The organism is Novosphingobium rosa NBRC 15208 (assembly GCF_001598555.1).
Taxonomy (GTDB): domain Bacteria; phylum Pseudomonadota; class Alphaproteobacteria; order Sphingomonadales; family Sphingomonadaceae; genus Novosphingobium; species Novosphingobium rosa.
Genome location: NZ_BCZE01000066.1, coordinates 1 through 15512, shown reverse-complemented (window position 1 = coordinate 15512; position 15512 = coordinate 1). Strand labels below are relative to the sequence as shown.

11 protein-coding genes are annotated in these 15512 nt (G+C 64.5%); 9 read left to right on the top strand and 2 right to left on the bottom strand.

Annotated features, from left to right (window positions below):
• Positions 1-176: 176 nt before the first annotated feature.
• From SR3_RS22225 to SR3_RS22185, 9 genes are all read left to right on the top strand, one after another.
• Complete coding sequence (locus SR3_RS22225; protein ID WP_068090827.1) at positions 177-845, top strand: response regulator; 669 nt, start codon at positions 177-179, stop codon at positions 843-845.
• Positions 842-2158, top strand: coding sequence for a sensor histidine kinase (locus SR3_RS22220; RefSeq protein ID WP_068090825.1), 1317 nt, complete (start codon positions 842-844; stop codon positions 2156-2158). The genes SR3_RS22225 and SR3_RS22220 overlap by 4 nt, the downstream gene beginning before the upstream one ends.
• A 197-nt stretch (positions 2159-2355) precedes the next feature.
• A complete protein-coding gene (locus tag SR3_RS22215; protein WP_169805689.1) occupies positions 2356-4749 on the top strand; it encodes a TonB-dependent receptor in 2394 nt (797 codons plus the stop codon).
• Between the two features lie 69 nt (positions 4750-4818).
• A complete protein-coding gene (locus SR3_RS22210; protein ID WP_068090821.1) occupies positions 4819-6024 on the top strand; it encodes a PepSY-associated TM helix domain-containing protein in 1206 nt (401 codons plus the stop codon).
• Between the two features lie 17 nt (positions 6025-6041).
• Entirely contained in the window at positions 6042-6479 is a 438-nt protein-coding gene (locus SR3_RS22205) for a nuclear transport factor 2 family protein (protein WP_068090819.1), read from the top strand.
• Positions 6480-6653: 174 nt separating this feature from the next.
• Positions 6654-7193 (top strand): RNA polymerase sigma factor, encoded by a 540-nt coding sequence (locus SR3_RS22200; protein ID WP_068090816.1) that lies wholly within the window; start codon positions 6654-6656, stop codon positions 7191-7193.
• Positions 7194-7221: 28 nt separating this feature from the next.
• A complete protein-coding gene (locus SR3_RS22195; protein WP_068090813.1) occupies positions 7222-8235 on the top strand; it encodes a FecR family protein in 1014 nt (337 codons plus the stop codon).
• Between the two features lie 118 nt (positions 8236-8353).
• Positions 8354-10630, top strand: coding sequence for a TonB-dependent receptor (locus SR3_RS22190; protein ID WP_084455827.1), 2277 nt, complete (start codon positions 8354-8356; stop codon positions 10628-10630).
• A gap of 243 nt (positions 10631-10873) precedes the next feature.
• Complete coding sequence (locus tag SR3_RS22185) at positions 10874-13426, top strand: TonB-dependent receptor domain-containing protein (RefSeq protein WP_068090808.1); 2553 nt, start codon at positions 10874-10876, stop codon at positions 13424-13426.
• 36 nt (positions 13427-13462) lie between these two features.
• Here the strand turns inward: SR3_RS22185 and SR3_RS22180 are convergent, their stop codons facing one another.
• Both SR3_RS22180 and SR3_RS31930 read right to left on the bottom strand, forming a co-directional pair.
• On the bottom strand, positions 13463-14941 hold the full coding sequence (locus SR3_RS22180) for a prolyl oligopeptidase family serine peptidase (protein WP_068090806.1): 1479 nt from the start codon (positions 14939-14941) through the stop codon (positions 13463-13465).
• Between the two features lie 50 nt (positions 14942-14991).
• Positions 14992-15512 (bottom strand): hypothetical protein (locus tag SR3_RS31930; protein WP_218018869.1); only part of this gene is annotated, 521 nt, incomplete at its 5' end.

Genomic DNA, 15512 nt, shown 5'->3' with positions numbered 1-15512 from the left:
TCTGGCCCATCAGACAGGCGTCGTTCTGATCGCATCGCGATAAATTTCAATCAGACCAACGCGCGCTTCTGATGGAAGAGTCAGAACCAAACATCGAGGGGACCCTTAAGCCAACAACGGCATCCGTACCGGGCAGGGGGCCTATGAGGCCGAGAGAAAATAGCGAGGATGCTGCCATGAAAATTCTCCTGGCCGAGGATGATGGTCCGCTCGCCACACGGCTGGTGCGCGTGCTGCATGGTGAGAATTTCGCCGTTGATGTGGCCGTCACCGGCCCTGACGCGCATCATCTGGGGGCAACCGCCGCTTATGATTGCTGCGTGCTGGACATCGGCCTGCCACAGATGGACGGGTTGGAGGTGCTGGCCGCATGGCGCGGGGCGGGGCGCGAGATGCCGGTGCTGATGCTGACGGTGCGCGATGCCTGGCTGGACAAGGCGGCGGCTTATCGGGCCGGGGCGGACGATTATCTCACCAAGCCCTTCCTGCCTCAGGAACTGGTCGCGCGGCTGCGGGCTCTGGTGCGCCGTGCCCATGGCCAGCGCTCGACAGCGGTATGCTGTGGAGATCTGACCTACAGCCCTACCACCGGCGATTTCCGTCTGGCCGGGGAACCCCTGCGGCTGACAGCCTATGAAAGCCGCATTCTGTCGCGGCTGATGCAGCATCCCGAAAGCATCGTGGGACGTGAGGCATTGTTTGAAAGCGTCTACGAATTCAACGCCGAAGTGCCGGTCAATTCGCTGGAGGTGCTGATCGGGCGGCTCCGGCGCAAGATCGGCGCGGAGCGGATCGAGACTCTGCGCGGTCACGGCTATCGCATCACCGCGACGGGCCCTTCGTGACACGTCTGCTTTCCCTGCATTGGCGGCTCGGGCTGATGTCGTTGCTGATGGTCTGTACCACGCTGGGGATCGCCACCTGGTTGCTGATCAATCTAGTCACCACGGTGCTGAGTGACAATATGGACATCCCGCTGGATGCGCAGATCCGCACCCTACAGCATGCTATCGGGCCGGGTGGCCGTCTCGAAACGGGGCGCCTGTCGTGGGATCTGCTGCATCCCGCGCGCGGCTGGGGCTGGGAGGTGGTGACGTCGCGCGGGCGTTGGGCACGCAGCATGCCGCTTCAGGCGCTGGAGTATCCCGTGCCGCTGATCCATCCGGTTGACGGCATCTACAGCGGGCGCGATGCGGCGACGCATGGTCTGGTGCTGCATGCGCGGCGGATGGACCGGCCCGGCGGCATGGCGGGGGCGCATGTGCTGGTGGTCTCGCCCGAGCAGCTGATCCAGCAGCCGCTGGATCGCGTGGCGCAGCAGACGCGCAGCTTTGCCGGGCTGGGGCTGGCGGTGTTGCTGCTGGCCTGCTGGGCGCAGATCGGTGTGGGGCTGCGGCCCTTGCGGCAGTTGGGGACGGCCATCGCCCGCATCCGCAGCGGCGAGGCCCAGTCGCTGCCCGTGCGCCAGCCTGCCGAGCTGGCGCCACTGGCTCAGGAGATCAACGCGCTGATCGCTCGTAATGAGCGGGGGTTGGAAACCGCGCGACGCAATGCCGCCAATCTGGCCCATGCGGTCAAGACCCCGCTCTCCACGCTGATGCTACAGCTTGAACAGGAGGATGCCAGCGCTGAGGCCCGCGCGCTGGTGGCTCATGTTTCGGAGCGCGTGGCCCATCATTTGCGGCGTGCGCGCAGCGCCGCGGTGGGGCTGGGCGGGCGGCCTCGCGCCGATGTGCATCAGGCCGTGGAGGCGCTGCGGCCCGTGCTGGCCTCGCTGGCCGGGCCAGATCGCCTGCTGCATATCGAGAACCGGGTGATGCCTCCATGCCCGGTTGCGGTGGATGCCGAGGATCTGAGCGAGATGCTCGGCAATCTGCTGGAGAATGCCTGCCGTTATGCCCGGTCCCATATCAGCGTAGAGGCCAGCGAGGATGGTCGCTGGCTGGTGCTTGGTGTGAGCGATGATGGGCCGGGCATTCCCCCCGCCGGGCTGGAAACCGTGCTGCAACCCGGCGTGCGGCTGGATGAGGTGAGCGAGGGCTATGGCCTAGGCCTGGCTATCACCCGCGAACTGGCGGAGATGTATGAGGGCACGCTCGCCCTCGGCCCGGCCTCGGCGCGGGGTGGGCTGAAGGCCAGTTTGACACTGCCTCGCTGAACACGGCCCTCCGCCCCCTTCACACGCCGGACTTATCGCACCCGCCACGAAACTGAGCACCTTCGTTTAGGCTGCATTTCGATTGCCCTTGCTAGTCGGCCTCCACCGGCGGTCCGCGAGAGGCGTCATGCGGCTCATCGGAATGGGGCGCGGGATGCGCGACCGCCCGGCGAAAACAGAACATGGAGGGGAAGACCGTGAAACGCATCTCTTGTCTTACGCTTGGGCTCGGCCCGGTGATCGCGGCGGCCATGGTGCCGGCGCTGGCGATGGCCCAGCAGGCCGCGCCGGGCGATGCTGCCGCAGCCAGCGGCGGCGATATTGTGGTGACGGCGCTGCGCCGTTCGGACTCGCTGCTCAAGACGCCGGCGGCGATCACTGCGCTGAAGGGCGACGATCTCAAGACGCAGGGTGTCAACAATCTGGCCGATGTGCAGAATGTGGCGCCGGGCCTGGCCGTGGCGGGCGGACGCGACGGGTTGCAGATCGCCATTCGCGGCGTGACCACCACCGACACCTCCTCCAAGGGCGAGCAGGACATTGCTTTCTCGGTCGACGGGATGAACATCGGGCGCGGCAAAGCCCGTGCGGGCGCCTTCTTCGACATCGACCGCGTGGAGGTGCTGCGCGGACCGCAGGGCACGCTTTATGGCCGCAGCTCGACCGGGGGCGCAGTGAACGTTATCACCAATAAGCCGACCTTTGACAAGATCGGCGGCTATGCCAAAGTGGAATATGGCAATTATGATGCCAAGCGGATCGAGGCGGCGCTCAATGTGCCGCTGTCAGACACGCTGGCGGTGCGTGTCTCGGGCGCGGCCAATGATCGCGACGGCTATTCCAAACCGATCCCTTACACCACCGCCTACAATGGCAAAAGCTACAGCTTTTATCCCGGTCAGGCGCGCGCCCGCAACGATCAGAAGGATGCGACAGGCCGCTTCTCCCTCCTCTATCAGCCCAGCGAGAATGGCAGCCTGCGGGTCACCGCCACCATTGGCCATCAGGGCGGGGCGGGTAGCGCTCCGGCCTTGCAGACGCAGCTTGCCGCCAATCACAGCAGCGGATCGGCGGGGCTGGGAATCCTGACCAATCCGGTGCCGGCCTCCCTCGACAACAATTTCCAGCTTTATGATGCGGCCCTGAACTGGACGTTCGGCGCGGTGCAGCTCGATGTGCTGGGCTCCTATCAGCATATGAACTTCCGCCAGCAGGCGCCCAGCGTGCAGGATGTGGGCGCCAATGGGGCGATGACGATCAACCCCGTCTTTGGCGCCAATTCCTTTGGGCCTGCCTTTCAATTCTATTACCAGCAGGACAAGGTCAAGACCGCGCAGGGCGAAGTGCGCCTTTCCAATGCCGAGGCGGGGCGCGTGGATTATGTCACGGGCGTCAACTACTACAAGGAGATCGCGGGCGAGAACGGCCAGAGCTGGAATGCGCTGATCGATCAGCCGCTCAACACCGGCAGCTATGTGTTTCAATCCGGCCCGGTCAATGTCACCACGCATAAGGCCTATGGCATCTTCGGCCAAGTGACGTTCCATGCCACCGACAGTCTCAGCGTCGTGGGCGGCCTGCGCTACACCCATGACGAGATCGACCGCATCGGCACCTTCACCCTGCCGTTCGATTTCAGCACCACGCCGCCCGGCACCATCGCCGACACCAATGGCAATCCGGTCTGCCATTATCCTGACGTGTGCAAAGGCCCCGCCGCCAATGGCAGCGCGCGCGACAACAAGGTCACCTGGCGCTTGGGCGTCAACTGGCAGGCCAGCCCGGCGCATCTGTTCTATGGCTCTGTTGCGACCGGCTTCAAGGCGGGCGGTTTCAACGATTACGATCCTTCCACCGGCGGCGTGGCGGGCTATCAGCCCGAGCAGTTGACCGCCTATGAGCTGGGCTACAAGGGCCGCCCGCTGGCGGGGTTGACCCTGTCCAGTTCCTTGTTCTTCTATGATTTCTCGAAGATGCAGGTGAACAGCGGGGCCGATTTCCCCAATGGCACCTATGCGCTCTACACCTCTGTGACCCCCACCGAGATCTACGGTTGGGAGAATGAGTTCGCGTATAGGCTGGCGCGGGAAACCACCCTGTCGGGCTCCTTCTCGCTGATGGGGTCGAAGTTCAAAAACTATCAGGCGGGCATGTATGCCTTCACCGGCCAGCCCATCGACTTTTCCGGCAAGCCGCTGGATCTGGCGCCGGGCGTGGTGATCACCGCTGCCCTGGCCCATGCCTTCGATCTGCCGAATGAGGCGAAGCTGCGCCTGCGCCTCGCCAGCAAATATTCAGGTGCCTATTACCTGTCCGACTATGCCGATGGCGTGCGCTATCGCCAGAGCGGCTACACCCGCAGCGATATGAGCCTGACCTACGAGCCGCGCGGCGCGGCATGGTCGGTGCAGGGCTTTGTCGAGAATCTGGAAAACAAGGTCCAGCGCACCAGCATGCTGGGCTATGCCAACAGTGGCGCAGCCTATGGTGGCACGAACACGATGATCCCGGCCAACATGCCGGCCAACAATCTGGCCTTCTACACCACGACCCCGCGCTTTTACGGCGTGCGTTTGAATGTGAAGTTCTGAAAAACCATGGGGTGGTCTGGCGCCTGATGGTGTCGCGCCGCCCTTTACCAGGGTGAAAGTCTCAACATCATGCAGCAATTGCGCTGGATCCACCGCATGGTGACCGTGCCGATCGTGCTTTTCACCCTGTTTCTGGCGGTGACGGGGATCGCTATTCAGGTGATCGATCTGGACGTGCTCCTGACCCATGCCCCGGCGGATAATGTCAACGTGCGTTCGATGCGCGAGGCCTTTGACGGGCCGGGGGCCTATCAGGTGCGCCATACGCAGGACTATCTGGCGCCTGCGTTGCCAGGTGGCTTCGATTATGGCGCCGTGCTGCGGCGTGTACTGCCGGTGCTGCGCAAGGCGGCGGCGGGCGGGCCTTTAACCTATCTCGATTTCCGTATGAGCGCTGGCCGCCCTGTCGTCGTCGCCGGTGTGGAGCAGGGTCATATCGCCGTGGATGCCGCTAGTGCGGCGGTGATGGCGCGGAGCAGCAAGGATGAGGTGGAATCGCAATCGCCTGATTCCGAACGCAACACCTGGAAACACCTCCATCGCATGACGAGTTTTGGCGACGGAGCGTTGGTCATCAATGTGCTGGTCTCGGCGGGGTTGCTGACGCTGATCGTTACCGGCCTCTGGATCTATGTGAAGCTGGCGAAGCAGCGCCGGAAGATCAAGAAACCGATCCTCTACTGGAGCGCTGGCGGCACCTGGCGCGCGCTGCATCGCACCGTCTCGCTTTTCGCGGCGGCATGGCTGGTGGTGGTGACGTTGAGCGGCGCATGGCTGGCGGTGGAGAGCCTTGGTCTGGCTATCACCATGCGGCTGCATGCGTCGAGCGCGTACCGATCGCCTCCTCCGCCCGCGCCGCTGACCGATGCAGAATTGCCCGCTATGCTTAAAGCCACTCTGGCAGCGGCCAACCGTGATGCCCGCGGCGAGGCAGTGAAGGTGCTGCGCCTGCGCCATTACGGCCCCTATGCTCAAGGCGTGGTGGTGACGGCGGGCGAGGAAAATTCGCGCCAGCTGGTCTACAACACGGCCAATGGCGAAGGCATGAGCGAGAGCGAGCCGGGCTATCCCTCTGTACCCTTTCCCTTCGGCTGGCAGGCCCATCAGACCGCCAAGAGCATCCATCGCGGCGACTGGTTCGGCATGACGGGCCGTTGGGCGGATCTGTTGGCGGGGCTGGCCATGGCCTATCTCTCGCTCTCCGGGATCGTGATGTATGCCACCATGTGGCGCAAGCGGGCAGAAGGCGGGCGCAAGGCCTTGTTCTGGAAATAAATATCAGGAGTTTTCCGATGCGTTGTCTGTTTCTGCCGCTGGCCTTGCTGGCCGCCCCCGTCATGGCCCAAACCTCGCCTGCCGAGCAAATTCTGCTCAAGGCCGAGGATGCCCGCTTCCATGCCGAGCTGACGCATGACGCCGCCACACTCGACGCGATGACCGCGCCCGAGGTCACCTATGCCCATTTCAACGGCGCGCTGGAAGACAAGGCGGGACTGATGAAAAGCTTCACCCATATCCCCTTCACCGCCATCGAGCCGACAGGCCGCCGGGCCCGCGTGCTGGGCGAAACCGGCGTGGTGCGCGGCGAGGTGACACGCCATCTGCCCGACCGCGTGCTGGATGATGCTTATCTGGCGGTCTATGTGCGCCGCGCAGGGCGCTGGCAGTTGCTCGACTGGGTCTCTTATGCTCTGCCACCGGCCGGACATGATGGAGGCAGGGCGCCCTGACTTCATCATCGCTCTGGCGATAGGAATTGCGTGCCGGCGATTGATTGGGCGTTCCTGGACCGCGCTCCGCATTGCCCGCGTGGGCAAAGGCGATAAGGCTCCATGCCGCGAAGCGCATGCGCGTCCCGGGGTGAGCGGGCGACGCGGAAAAAGGCGGCTAAAGGATACGGGCCGATGTTCGAGGATGCAGGAGCGGCACGGCGCATGCCCGAACAGGGCGGCCTGCTGGAACAGGTGGCTCTGCGTTACCGTGCGCCGCTCAACGCCTATTTCCGCCGCCGCGTGCCCTTGGCCCATGAATGCGAGGATCTCACGCAAGAGGTGCTGCTGCGTCTGGCCCGGCGCGGTTGCGATGCCAGCATCCAGAACGTCCAGCCCTATGTGTTCCAGATTGCGGCCAGCGTGCTGGTCGATCACTTCCGTCGCCGCAACCGCCATGGCGCCGATCTGACCGATTCCTACGAGGATGAGGATTTCCCCGCGATCGAAAGCTCGCCAGAGCAGGCGATGCTGGGCGATGAACGGCTCAGCCGCCTGCGCCAGGAAATCGCCGGCCTGCCCGAACGGGCGCGTCAGGCTTTCGTGCTGTTCCGCTTCGAGGGCATGAAACAGGCCGAGATTGCCGAGCGCATGGGGATTTCCGTCAGTGCCGTGGAAAAGCATATCAAACTGGGTATGATCCGCCTCGCCTCAGCCTTCGCCGGGGCGGACTAAGGCCATGCAGCCACCAGAGGGGCACCCCATGCAGAGGTCCGAGCAGATCATGGAGGACGCGGCCGACTGGCTGCTGCGCCGCCATACCGGGTTCGACGCTGCCGGGGAGCGGGATCTGGCGCGCTGGCTGGCACAGGATCCGGCTCATCGCGCCGCTTTTGAAAGTCTTGCCGGGCCGTGGCAGGCGCTGGATGGGCTGGCGCAGGATCCGCAGATCGATGCCCTGCGTGAGGATGCGCTGGCCTTGCCGCCCGAGGTGGCAGAGGCACCCCGGCGCCGCGCATGGCTCTGGCGGCGCGCCATGGCAGCCGGTCTGGCACTGCTGGCGGCTGGCGGCGGGGCATGGTGGGCGTTGCAGCGCAGCGCGGACACAGTCACGCGTGAGGTGCTCGAAACCGGCAAGGCCCAGCGGCAGGACTTTGTGCTGGCTGATGGATCGGTGGTGACGCTGGATGCGGCCTCGCGCGTGGAGGTGGCTTTGTCTGCCCATCGCCGCGCGCTCGATCTGGTGCGGGGGCAGGCCTATTTCCGCGTTGCCCATGACCGTTTTCGGCCTTTTGTGGTGGCAGCTGGCGCGCGTGAGGTGGTGGCGGTGGGCACCGAATTCGATGTCCGGCGGGGCGCCAGGCAGGTCACCGTGGCCCTCACCCAGGGGCGGGTTCGCGTGGAGCCCATCGGCACCTTCAGCCCCAGCCAGCCGATGGTCGAAGGCGGGACTGAACTCATGGTCGGGCAGGCGCTGACCTTTGACCGGGCCAGCCGGCGGACGCTGATCACCGCCATCGATCTGGCCGCCGTGCAGGGTTGGCGGCAGGGGCGCCTGCATTTCGACCATGCAACGCTGGCCAGTGCGGTCGAGGATTTCAACCGCTATGCGGACAAGCCCTTGCGGCTGGCCGATCCCTCTCTGGCCGGCCTGCCCGTCAGCGGTGTGTTCAGGGCGCAGGATGCCAGGGGATTTCTGGCCGCGCTCAGCCTTCTCTATCCGGTGCGTGTGCGGGAAAAGGATGATGAGATCCTGCTGATACAGGCACCCCGCTGATAGGCTTGGCGCACAGGCCATAATTTTTCCGCTTGCCACCTGCGGAATCCACCAGTCCCCGCGTCTCCCCCTCCGGAAAGACCGCCAGTCAGGGCGGCTGGATTCCAGAGGAGGATTTATGAGGCACCGGCTCAGCCTGTTCACCGCTTTAATGGCAAGCACGGCGCTGGGGGTTCCCATGGCGCATGCGGCTCAAGACGCCGCGCCGGCTTCGGCTGCGGTGCCCGCCAGCGAGGGCATCCGCGACATCATCGTCACCGCCGCCCGCCATGAGCAGAATTTGCAGAAGGTGTCCGCAGCGGTCTCGGTGATCGATGGCAGTGCGCTGAAGGAAAAGGCGCAGTCCGATATCGCGCAGGTGCTGGCCTCCACCCCCAGCGTGCAGACCACCGGCCAGCCCGGCGGCTTTAGCGTGGATGTGCGCGGCATGGGCGGCGATTTGCCCGCTGGCACGGCGCAGGGTTCGGCGGCGGTGGTCTTTGATGGCGTCTACAACATCAACTCGCAGGGCACGACGGTCGGCTTCTTCGACGTCAACCGCGTGGAGGTGCTCGCCGGGCCGCAGAGCACCCGCTATGGCCCCAATGCCGATGGCGGCTTGGTGAACGTCTACACCAACGATCCCAGGCTGGGGACGCTGGAGGCCTCGGGCGCCTTCACCTATGGCAATTACAATACTCTACGCGGCGAGGCGATGCTCAACATCCCCATCAGCGAGACGCTGGCGCTGCGTGTGGCGGGCGCCGTGGTCTCGCGTGACAGCTATTTCCATCCAGCCGAAGGTGAGCAGCGCGCCCAATCCTTGCGCGTGAAGCTGCTGTACCGCCCGGTCGATGCGCTGACCGTCAAGCTGAGCTACCAGCTCGATCATATCGGCGGCGCGGGCAATGGTTCGAACGTCTTTCCGGTGGGCACCAGCAAGGTGCCGATCTACTCCGGGGATTCGATCAACAAGACGGGCGATCCATGGGCCCAGTCGCCCTCCAACCCGGTCAACACCACCACGGCCAACATCTATCAGCACACCTTCGGCGGCACGGCGAGCTATGATGTTTCGCGCACCGTGGCGCTGGACGTGCAGGGATCCTACACCACGATCCATGGTGGTGAAGTGGCGGGGTTGAACACAGATCCGGGGCCATGGGGGACCGGGGCGACCACGCCCTTTTCCAGCGTGACGCTCGATGAATTCAACAAGTTCAACCAGTATACAGGTGAGCTTCGCCTGCACAATGGCGCGGGCAGCAAGGTGTTGTGGAACCTTGGCTTCTATCACTGGAACTATCAGTGGACCTATGCCGCGCACAACAATGATCCCACCGCCAATTTCGGCCCCGCATTGGCCAACAATGTCTATTCCGCTACGGCCACCAATGCGCTTTATGGCGAAGTGACCTATCCGCTGACGGACAGCCTGCGTATCATCGCCGGGTTGCGCAACAGCTGGGACACGCGCACCAATTCCTTCAACAACAATGGCGTGGCCACCCAGCGCTTCACCACCAGTCTGACCCATGCCGACTATCGCGCCGGGGTGGAGTATGATGTGGCGCCGCGCTCGATGCTCTATGGCACGGTGTCGACCGGCTATCGCCCCGGTGGGCAAAGCTCGTACAATCCCACGACTGACGTGCTCAACCGCTATCAGAGCGAGGTCAACACCGCTTTCGAAGTAGGGTCTAAGAACCGTTTTCTGGATAACCGGCTGCAAGTCAATGCCGATATGTTCTACTACCATATCAGCAACTATCAGAACCTCGATAAATACAATGGCTTTTATTATCAGGGTGTGATCTGCACATCGCAGGATACGCGCGCGGGCTGCACCACGCCAACCTTTGGCATGGGCGCGCATACGCTGGGCGCCGAGCTGTCGCTGGCCGCCAGCCTTTCCGCTGATGACAAGGTGAGCTTCAATGGCACCTGGCTGCATGCGCGCTTCAACAAAAAGCAGGGCATCTGCGCCACAGTCGGCCTCACCGCTGCCGCGGCGGCGATGACCTGCCCGGATGGCTACAACAACATGCAGACCGGCGCGCTGCAATTCTTCGATCTGGCCGGCGCCGTGCAGCCGCATTCGCCGACCATCTCCTTCACCTTCGGCTATGATCACACCTTCCATTTCAAGGACGGCGCCAGCCTGAAGCTGGGCGGTCAGGCCTTCCATACGTCCAGCTATTGGGTGAACCCGGTGCAGGATGCCGATCTCTACGGCTTCCAGCCCGGCTATTGGAACGGTGAACTCAACGCCCGCTTCCAGCCCGCGAATGAGCATCTCTCGGTCTCTGTCTATGTCCGCAATCTGGCGAATTACGCGGTGAAGACCTCGGTGTTGCCGATCACCCAGATTGGCGATCCGCGCACCTATGGCATCACCTTCGCCGCCAAATACTGACGGCGGATGCGGCGACCGTCTTGGCACCAGGGCGGCCGCCTGTGATCAGGGGAGAGCATGGGGGCAAGGCAATGGCCTCACTGTGCGGGAAGCGCGCTGATCCGCGCGGCGCTGTGATCATTTATGCGTCAGGGCTGAGCGGATCGGGTACATCCCGGCTCGCCCCTCTTGCGGTTTGCGCCAGACCATGTCCATCCTCCCGCCAGGAGCGGTCTAGACTCCGGTCAGGGAGAGCGAAGGACGATGAACACGCGCCGATCCGGTGTGTGGCCTGTGCTGGCGTGCAGCATGGTGACGGCGAGCGGTTGCCTGGCTGGCGCTGTCGGCGCGCTGGCGCAAACGCCAGTTCCGCTCGATTTGCCCGCCCAGCCGCTGGGGCAGGCGCTGTCACGCCTGGCCGATCTGGAGCGGGTGCAGATATTGTTCGACCCATCGCTCACCCAGGGGCAGCGCAGCATCCCGTTGAAAGGGGGCTATCCGGTTGAAGCAGCGCTGGGCCGGATGCTGGCGGGCACGGATCTGGAATGGTTGCGTATCAGGAACGACACGATCCTGATACGCCGCAGGCCTGCTCCTCCACCGGTGGCACGCCGGTCATCACCGATGAACCCCCAGCCTGCGCCGGTGCCCGCCATCGATCCGCCGCCCGGGGACATCATCGTCACGGCCGCCCGCTATCGCCAGCAGCTTCAGAAAGTCTCCGCCACGGTGCGGGTGGTGCCGGGCGGGCTGATTGCGGCCCAGGCCATGAGCTCGGTGAGCCAGATCCTTGATGCCATGCCCGGTGTCAGCACCAGCGGCCAGCCCGGGGGCTATTCGATCAACATTCGCGGTCTGGGCGCTGATATGCCCAGCGGCACCACGCAGGGATCGGTCGCGCTGGAGTTTGACGGGGTCTATTCGATCATCGCGCTGGGCACCACCACCGGCTTCTTCGATATCGACCGGGTCGAGGTGATCAAGGGGCCGCAAAGCACCCGTTATGGCCCCAATGCCGAGGGCGGAGTGGTCAATGTGATCGCGCATGATCCGCAATTGGGGGATCGCTCGGGCAGTGCCAGCCTGTCTGTCGGCCGCGCCGCCATGGCCCGGATCGAGGTGGCGCAGACCCTGCCGCTGGGCGACCATGCCGCCCTGCGTCTGGCGGCCAGCGCGGAGCGGCGCGATTCCTGGTTCCATCCGGCGCTTGCCAATCTGAGGAACCAGTCGCTGCGCGCGCGGCTGCTGGTCCAGCCCCAGGATCGGCTGACGGTCAGGCTGACCTATCAGATCGATCATATCGGTGGCACGGGCACCGGCTCGGAAGGCGGCTATCCGGTGATGATCGACAAGGTGGCGCCCTATGCCGGAGACAGCATCAACCGCGGCCGGGATCCCTGGGCGCAGGGCGACCGGGCTACGGGCAGCTATGATCCCGCGAGGAACCACGCCGATCTCTATCAGCAGACGATGATGGGCAATGCCTCGCTGGGGCTGGGGAGCAGGGCGCGGCTGGATCTGACGGCGGCGCATCTGGCGATCTCTGGCGCGCAGACCAGCTGTGTACACAGCCAGACACCATGGGCGGTGAGCGGCGAGGGCAGTTGCTACGGCGTGCATGAATATGCCCCCTTTCGCCAGACCTCAACCGAACTGCGCCTGCACAGCGCTGAAGGGGCGGCTTTGCAATGGACCATCGGCCATTATTTCTGGCAATTTAGCAAAACCAGCTGGTCTGAAGCGGGGCAGGCGGTGGTGGGCCCGGGGGGCGGGGCGCATGTCGGCACACGCACGCAGGCGCTTTTTACCGAGGCGACCGTGCCTGTGTTGCCCCGCCTGCGGCTGATCGTGGGTGGGCGGCAGAGCTGGGACCACCGCGTGCTGCGCCCCTCGGCCATTGCCACCACCTATACGCGCGATTTCACTCATACCGATTTCCGCTTTGGCGAGGAGGTCGATCTGGGGCGGAACATGCTGCACTATATCACGGTGGCCAGCGGTTATCGCCCTGGCGGTCTGGCCTATGATGGCAACACCGCCACCGCGCGCGCCTTCGCCAGCGAGACCACCACTGCCTATGAGACCGGCATCAAGGGGCAGTTGCTCGACCATCAGCTGACCTTCGATCTGGCCGCCTTTTACTACCGGCAGAGCCAGTATCAGGACATTCAGAATTACAACGGCTTTACCGTCACCTTGCCGGGCGGCACGGCCTATCTCTGCACCGGTTCCTCGGGGCAGCCGGCGGCCTGCGCGCTGCCCAGCTTCAACATCGCCAGTGCCTATAACATCGGTCTGGAATGGCAGACCCAGCTGCACATGACGCGCGCCGATACGCTGAGCATCAGCGGCGCTTTCACCCGGGCGCGCTTCGGTTCCCATCTGGGGAGCTGCGCCACGGTTGCCGCGCCCACCACGCCGGGCTGCTGGATCGGCTATAACGATCAACTGACCGGCGCGCTGCGTTTCTTCCGGCTTGATGGCACCACCCAGCCGCATTCACCCAGCTTCACCACCACCATCGCGCTGGAGCATCGCCTGATCGACCGGGCCGGGCTGCAACTGATGCTCAGGGGGCAGGCCTATCACAGTTCCAGCTATTGGGTGGGGCCGGTGCAGGATGCCGGACTGCTGGGGTTTCAGCCGGCCTATTGGCAGGAAGGCCTTTCGGCGCAGCTGAAACTGCCCCAAGATGGCCTGACGCTAACGGTATGGCTGCGAAACCTCACCAATTATGCGGTGAAGATGTCCACGCTGCCCGCCGTCACCATCGGCGAGCCGCGCAACCTCGGGCTGACGGCGATGATGGCATGGTGACGGGGCCGCAGCGGCTTGCCAGCCCCGTCGACCGCCTTACGCCTTCACCTGCCTGAACAGCCAGTCACGCGCGGATTTGATGTAGAAGAACTTGCGCGCCGATCCCATGTGGTCGACCCCCTGAAAGGTCAGGAAGGTGATGTTGCCGCCCTGGCCCAGATAGCCATCGACCTGCGCGGTCAACTTGCGCTGATCAGTCACCGGGAAGATCAGCGCGGGATCAAGCCTTTCGGCCGGGCGGGTCACCTTTGCGCCATGCTGCTGCCAGACGGGCACGCATCTCTCGTTCCAGGGGGTGGCCTTGCCATCCTCGGTGCCGGTGATGATCAGCAGCTTCTGATCGGCCAGCGTGGCGACATCCTCGGGCCGCTGCTGTCCGGCGATGATGAGGCCTGCAGCGAAAGTATCGGCATGTTTGGCCATCAGCCACAGCGAGGTCATCGCCCCCATCGACCAGCCGGTGCAATAGACGCGGCGGGGATCGATCTTCAGCACCTTGCCCGCGCGGTCGGGCAGGTTGGGGTTGCCATAGTTCCATGTGCCCGCCAGCAGCGATTGCACCAGCCGATATGTGTTCTCGACATCGGCGGTATGCTCCCAATAGTCGTTCATCGTGGTGCGTTCGTAGCGCGGGGTGATGACGACGCATTCGTGGCGCTCCTGCTCCTCGGGCAGGCTCCAGATGCTGGCGATGCACTGTTCGGTCAGCGTCTGGGCGCAGGTGCCGTCATAGCTGGTGCCCGAATGGGTGACGGCCAGCACCAGCGGATAGGCCTTGTTTTCACCGCCGGGCTTCAGGAAGCTCTTGGGCAGATAGATGCTGTATTCCAGCCAGGCCGAGCGCGTGTCATCCCACCACCAGTGGTTCTGCTCCCAGGCATCGACACCGCGAATGACCACGCTGTTGCCGCGCCGCCCGGCATTGCTCCACACCTTGTCGCTGGCGGCATAGGTGGCGCCGCCGGTGGTCTTTACCGCCTTGTTCTGCGAGAGGGCGACCTTGTCGCTGTCGGTGGTCAGCAGGCTGAGATCGGCCTCATGCGCGAAGTCGAGGATGACATAACGCCCGGTCACGCTCTTGCGGTCGGGGCGCAGGGCAGGCTGGTCGCTGGTGTAGATCGCCGCGATGGCGCGTGGGCGGGGGCCTTCGCTGGTGGCGTTCTTGTCGGGCGCCTGAGGCATGCCGGGGAAATAGCCCTTGGCGGCCGGCACTACGCCGGCGGCGAAGCTCTCCAGCGTCAGGCTGGCCGGATCGATGGGAACATCATAGGCGACCGCGATGCCATAGACCTTCTCACCGCCGCCGGTCACATCGCAGAGCGCGGAGATGCCCTGAAGGCCGGGGATCTTCGGGGCCTGCGCGCCCGGCCCATTGCCATCGGCGCCCGGACCGCCGGGAGCGCCCGAGGCGACGTTGAAACCGCCGGGCTGCGCGCGCGCCGGTGCCGTGCCCAGGCCCAGGGCCGAAAGGGCTGCGCCTGCCGCCACAAAATTTCGTCTCGATACATCGCTCATGCGTCAGGTCTCCAGCTCAGGCGGGATCTGTTTGAAAGGTTGGTGGTTCATCAGCGATGCCTGCGCGGGGCAAGCGAGGCCAGATGCGCGACGATGGCCCTGGCGAAGATCTCGCCCGATCCCGGGGCGTAGGAGGAGTTCATCGCCTGATAGGTGATATCCTTGTAGCCCTGCGCATCGGGCAGATATTTCGCCGCGCCATTGACCATGGTGGCGACAATCGTGTGAGCGAACGGTGAATGCGCCCTGATCCAGGCCCCGGTGGCCGCGTTCAGCTCCACCTGCACGCCCACGATGGCCACATTGCCCAGCGTTAGGATCGTATAGGGCGCATCGGCCTTGCCGTTGATGGTGTAGTGATAGCTGCGCGTCGGCCTGATCTGGGTGAGTTGGTGGGGGCGTTCCTGTGTCTGAAGCGAGACTTGCCCGGAATCGACCCGAAGGCCGCTACCCGCTACACCTCGCGCGGAGTAGGCCGCATGCATGGCGGCCGAGCCAAGCCGCTCGCCTTGCAAGGTCACCAGCGGGGCGCCCGCCCGCCCCAGATTGACCGACACCGGCTTGCCCGCCG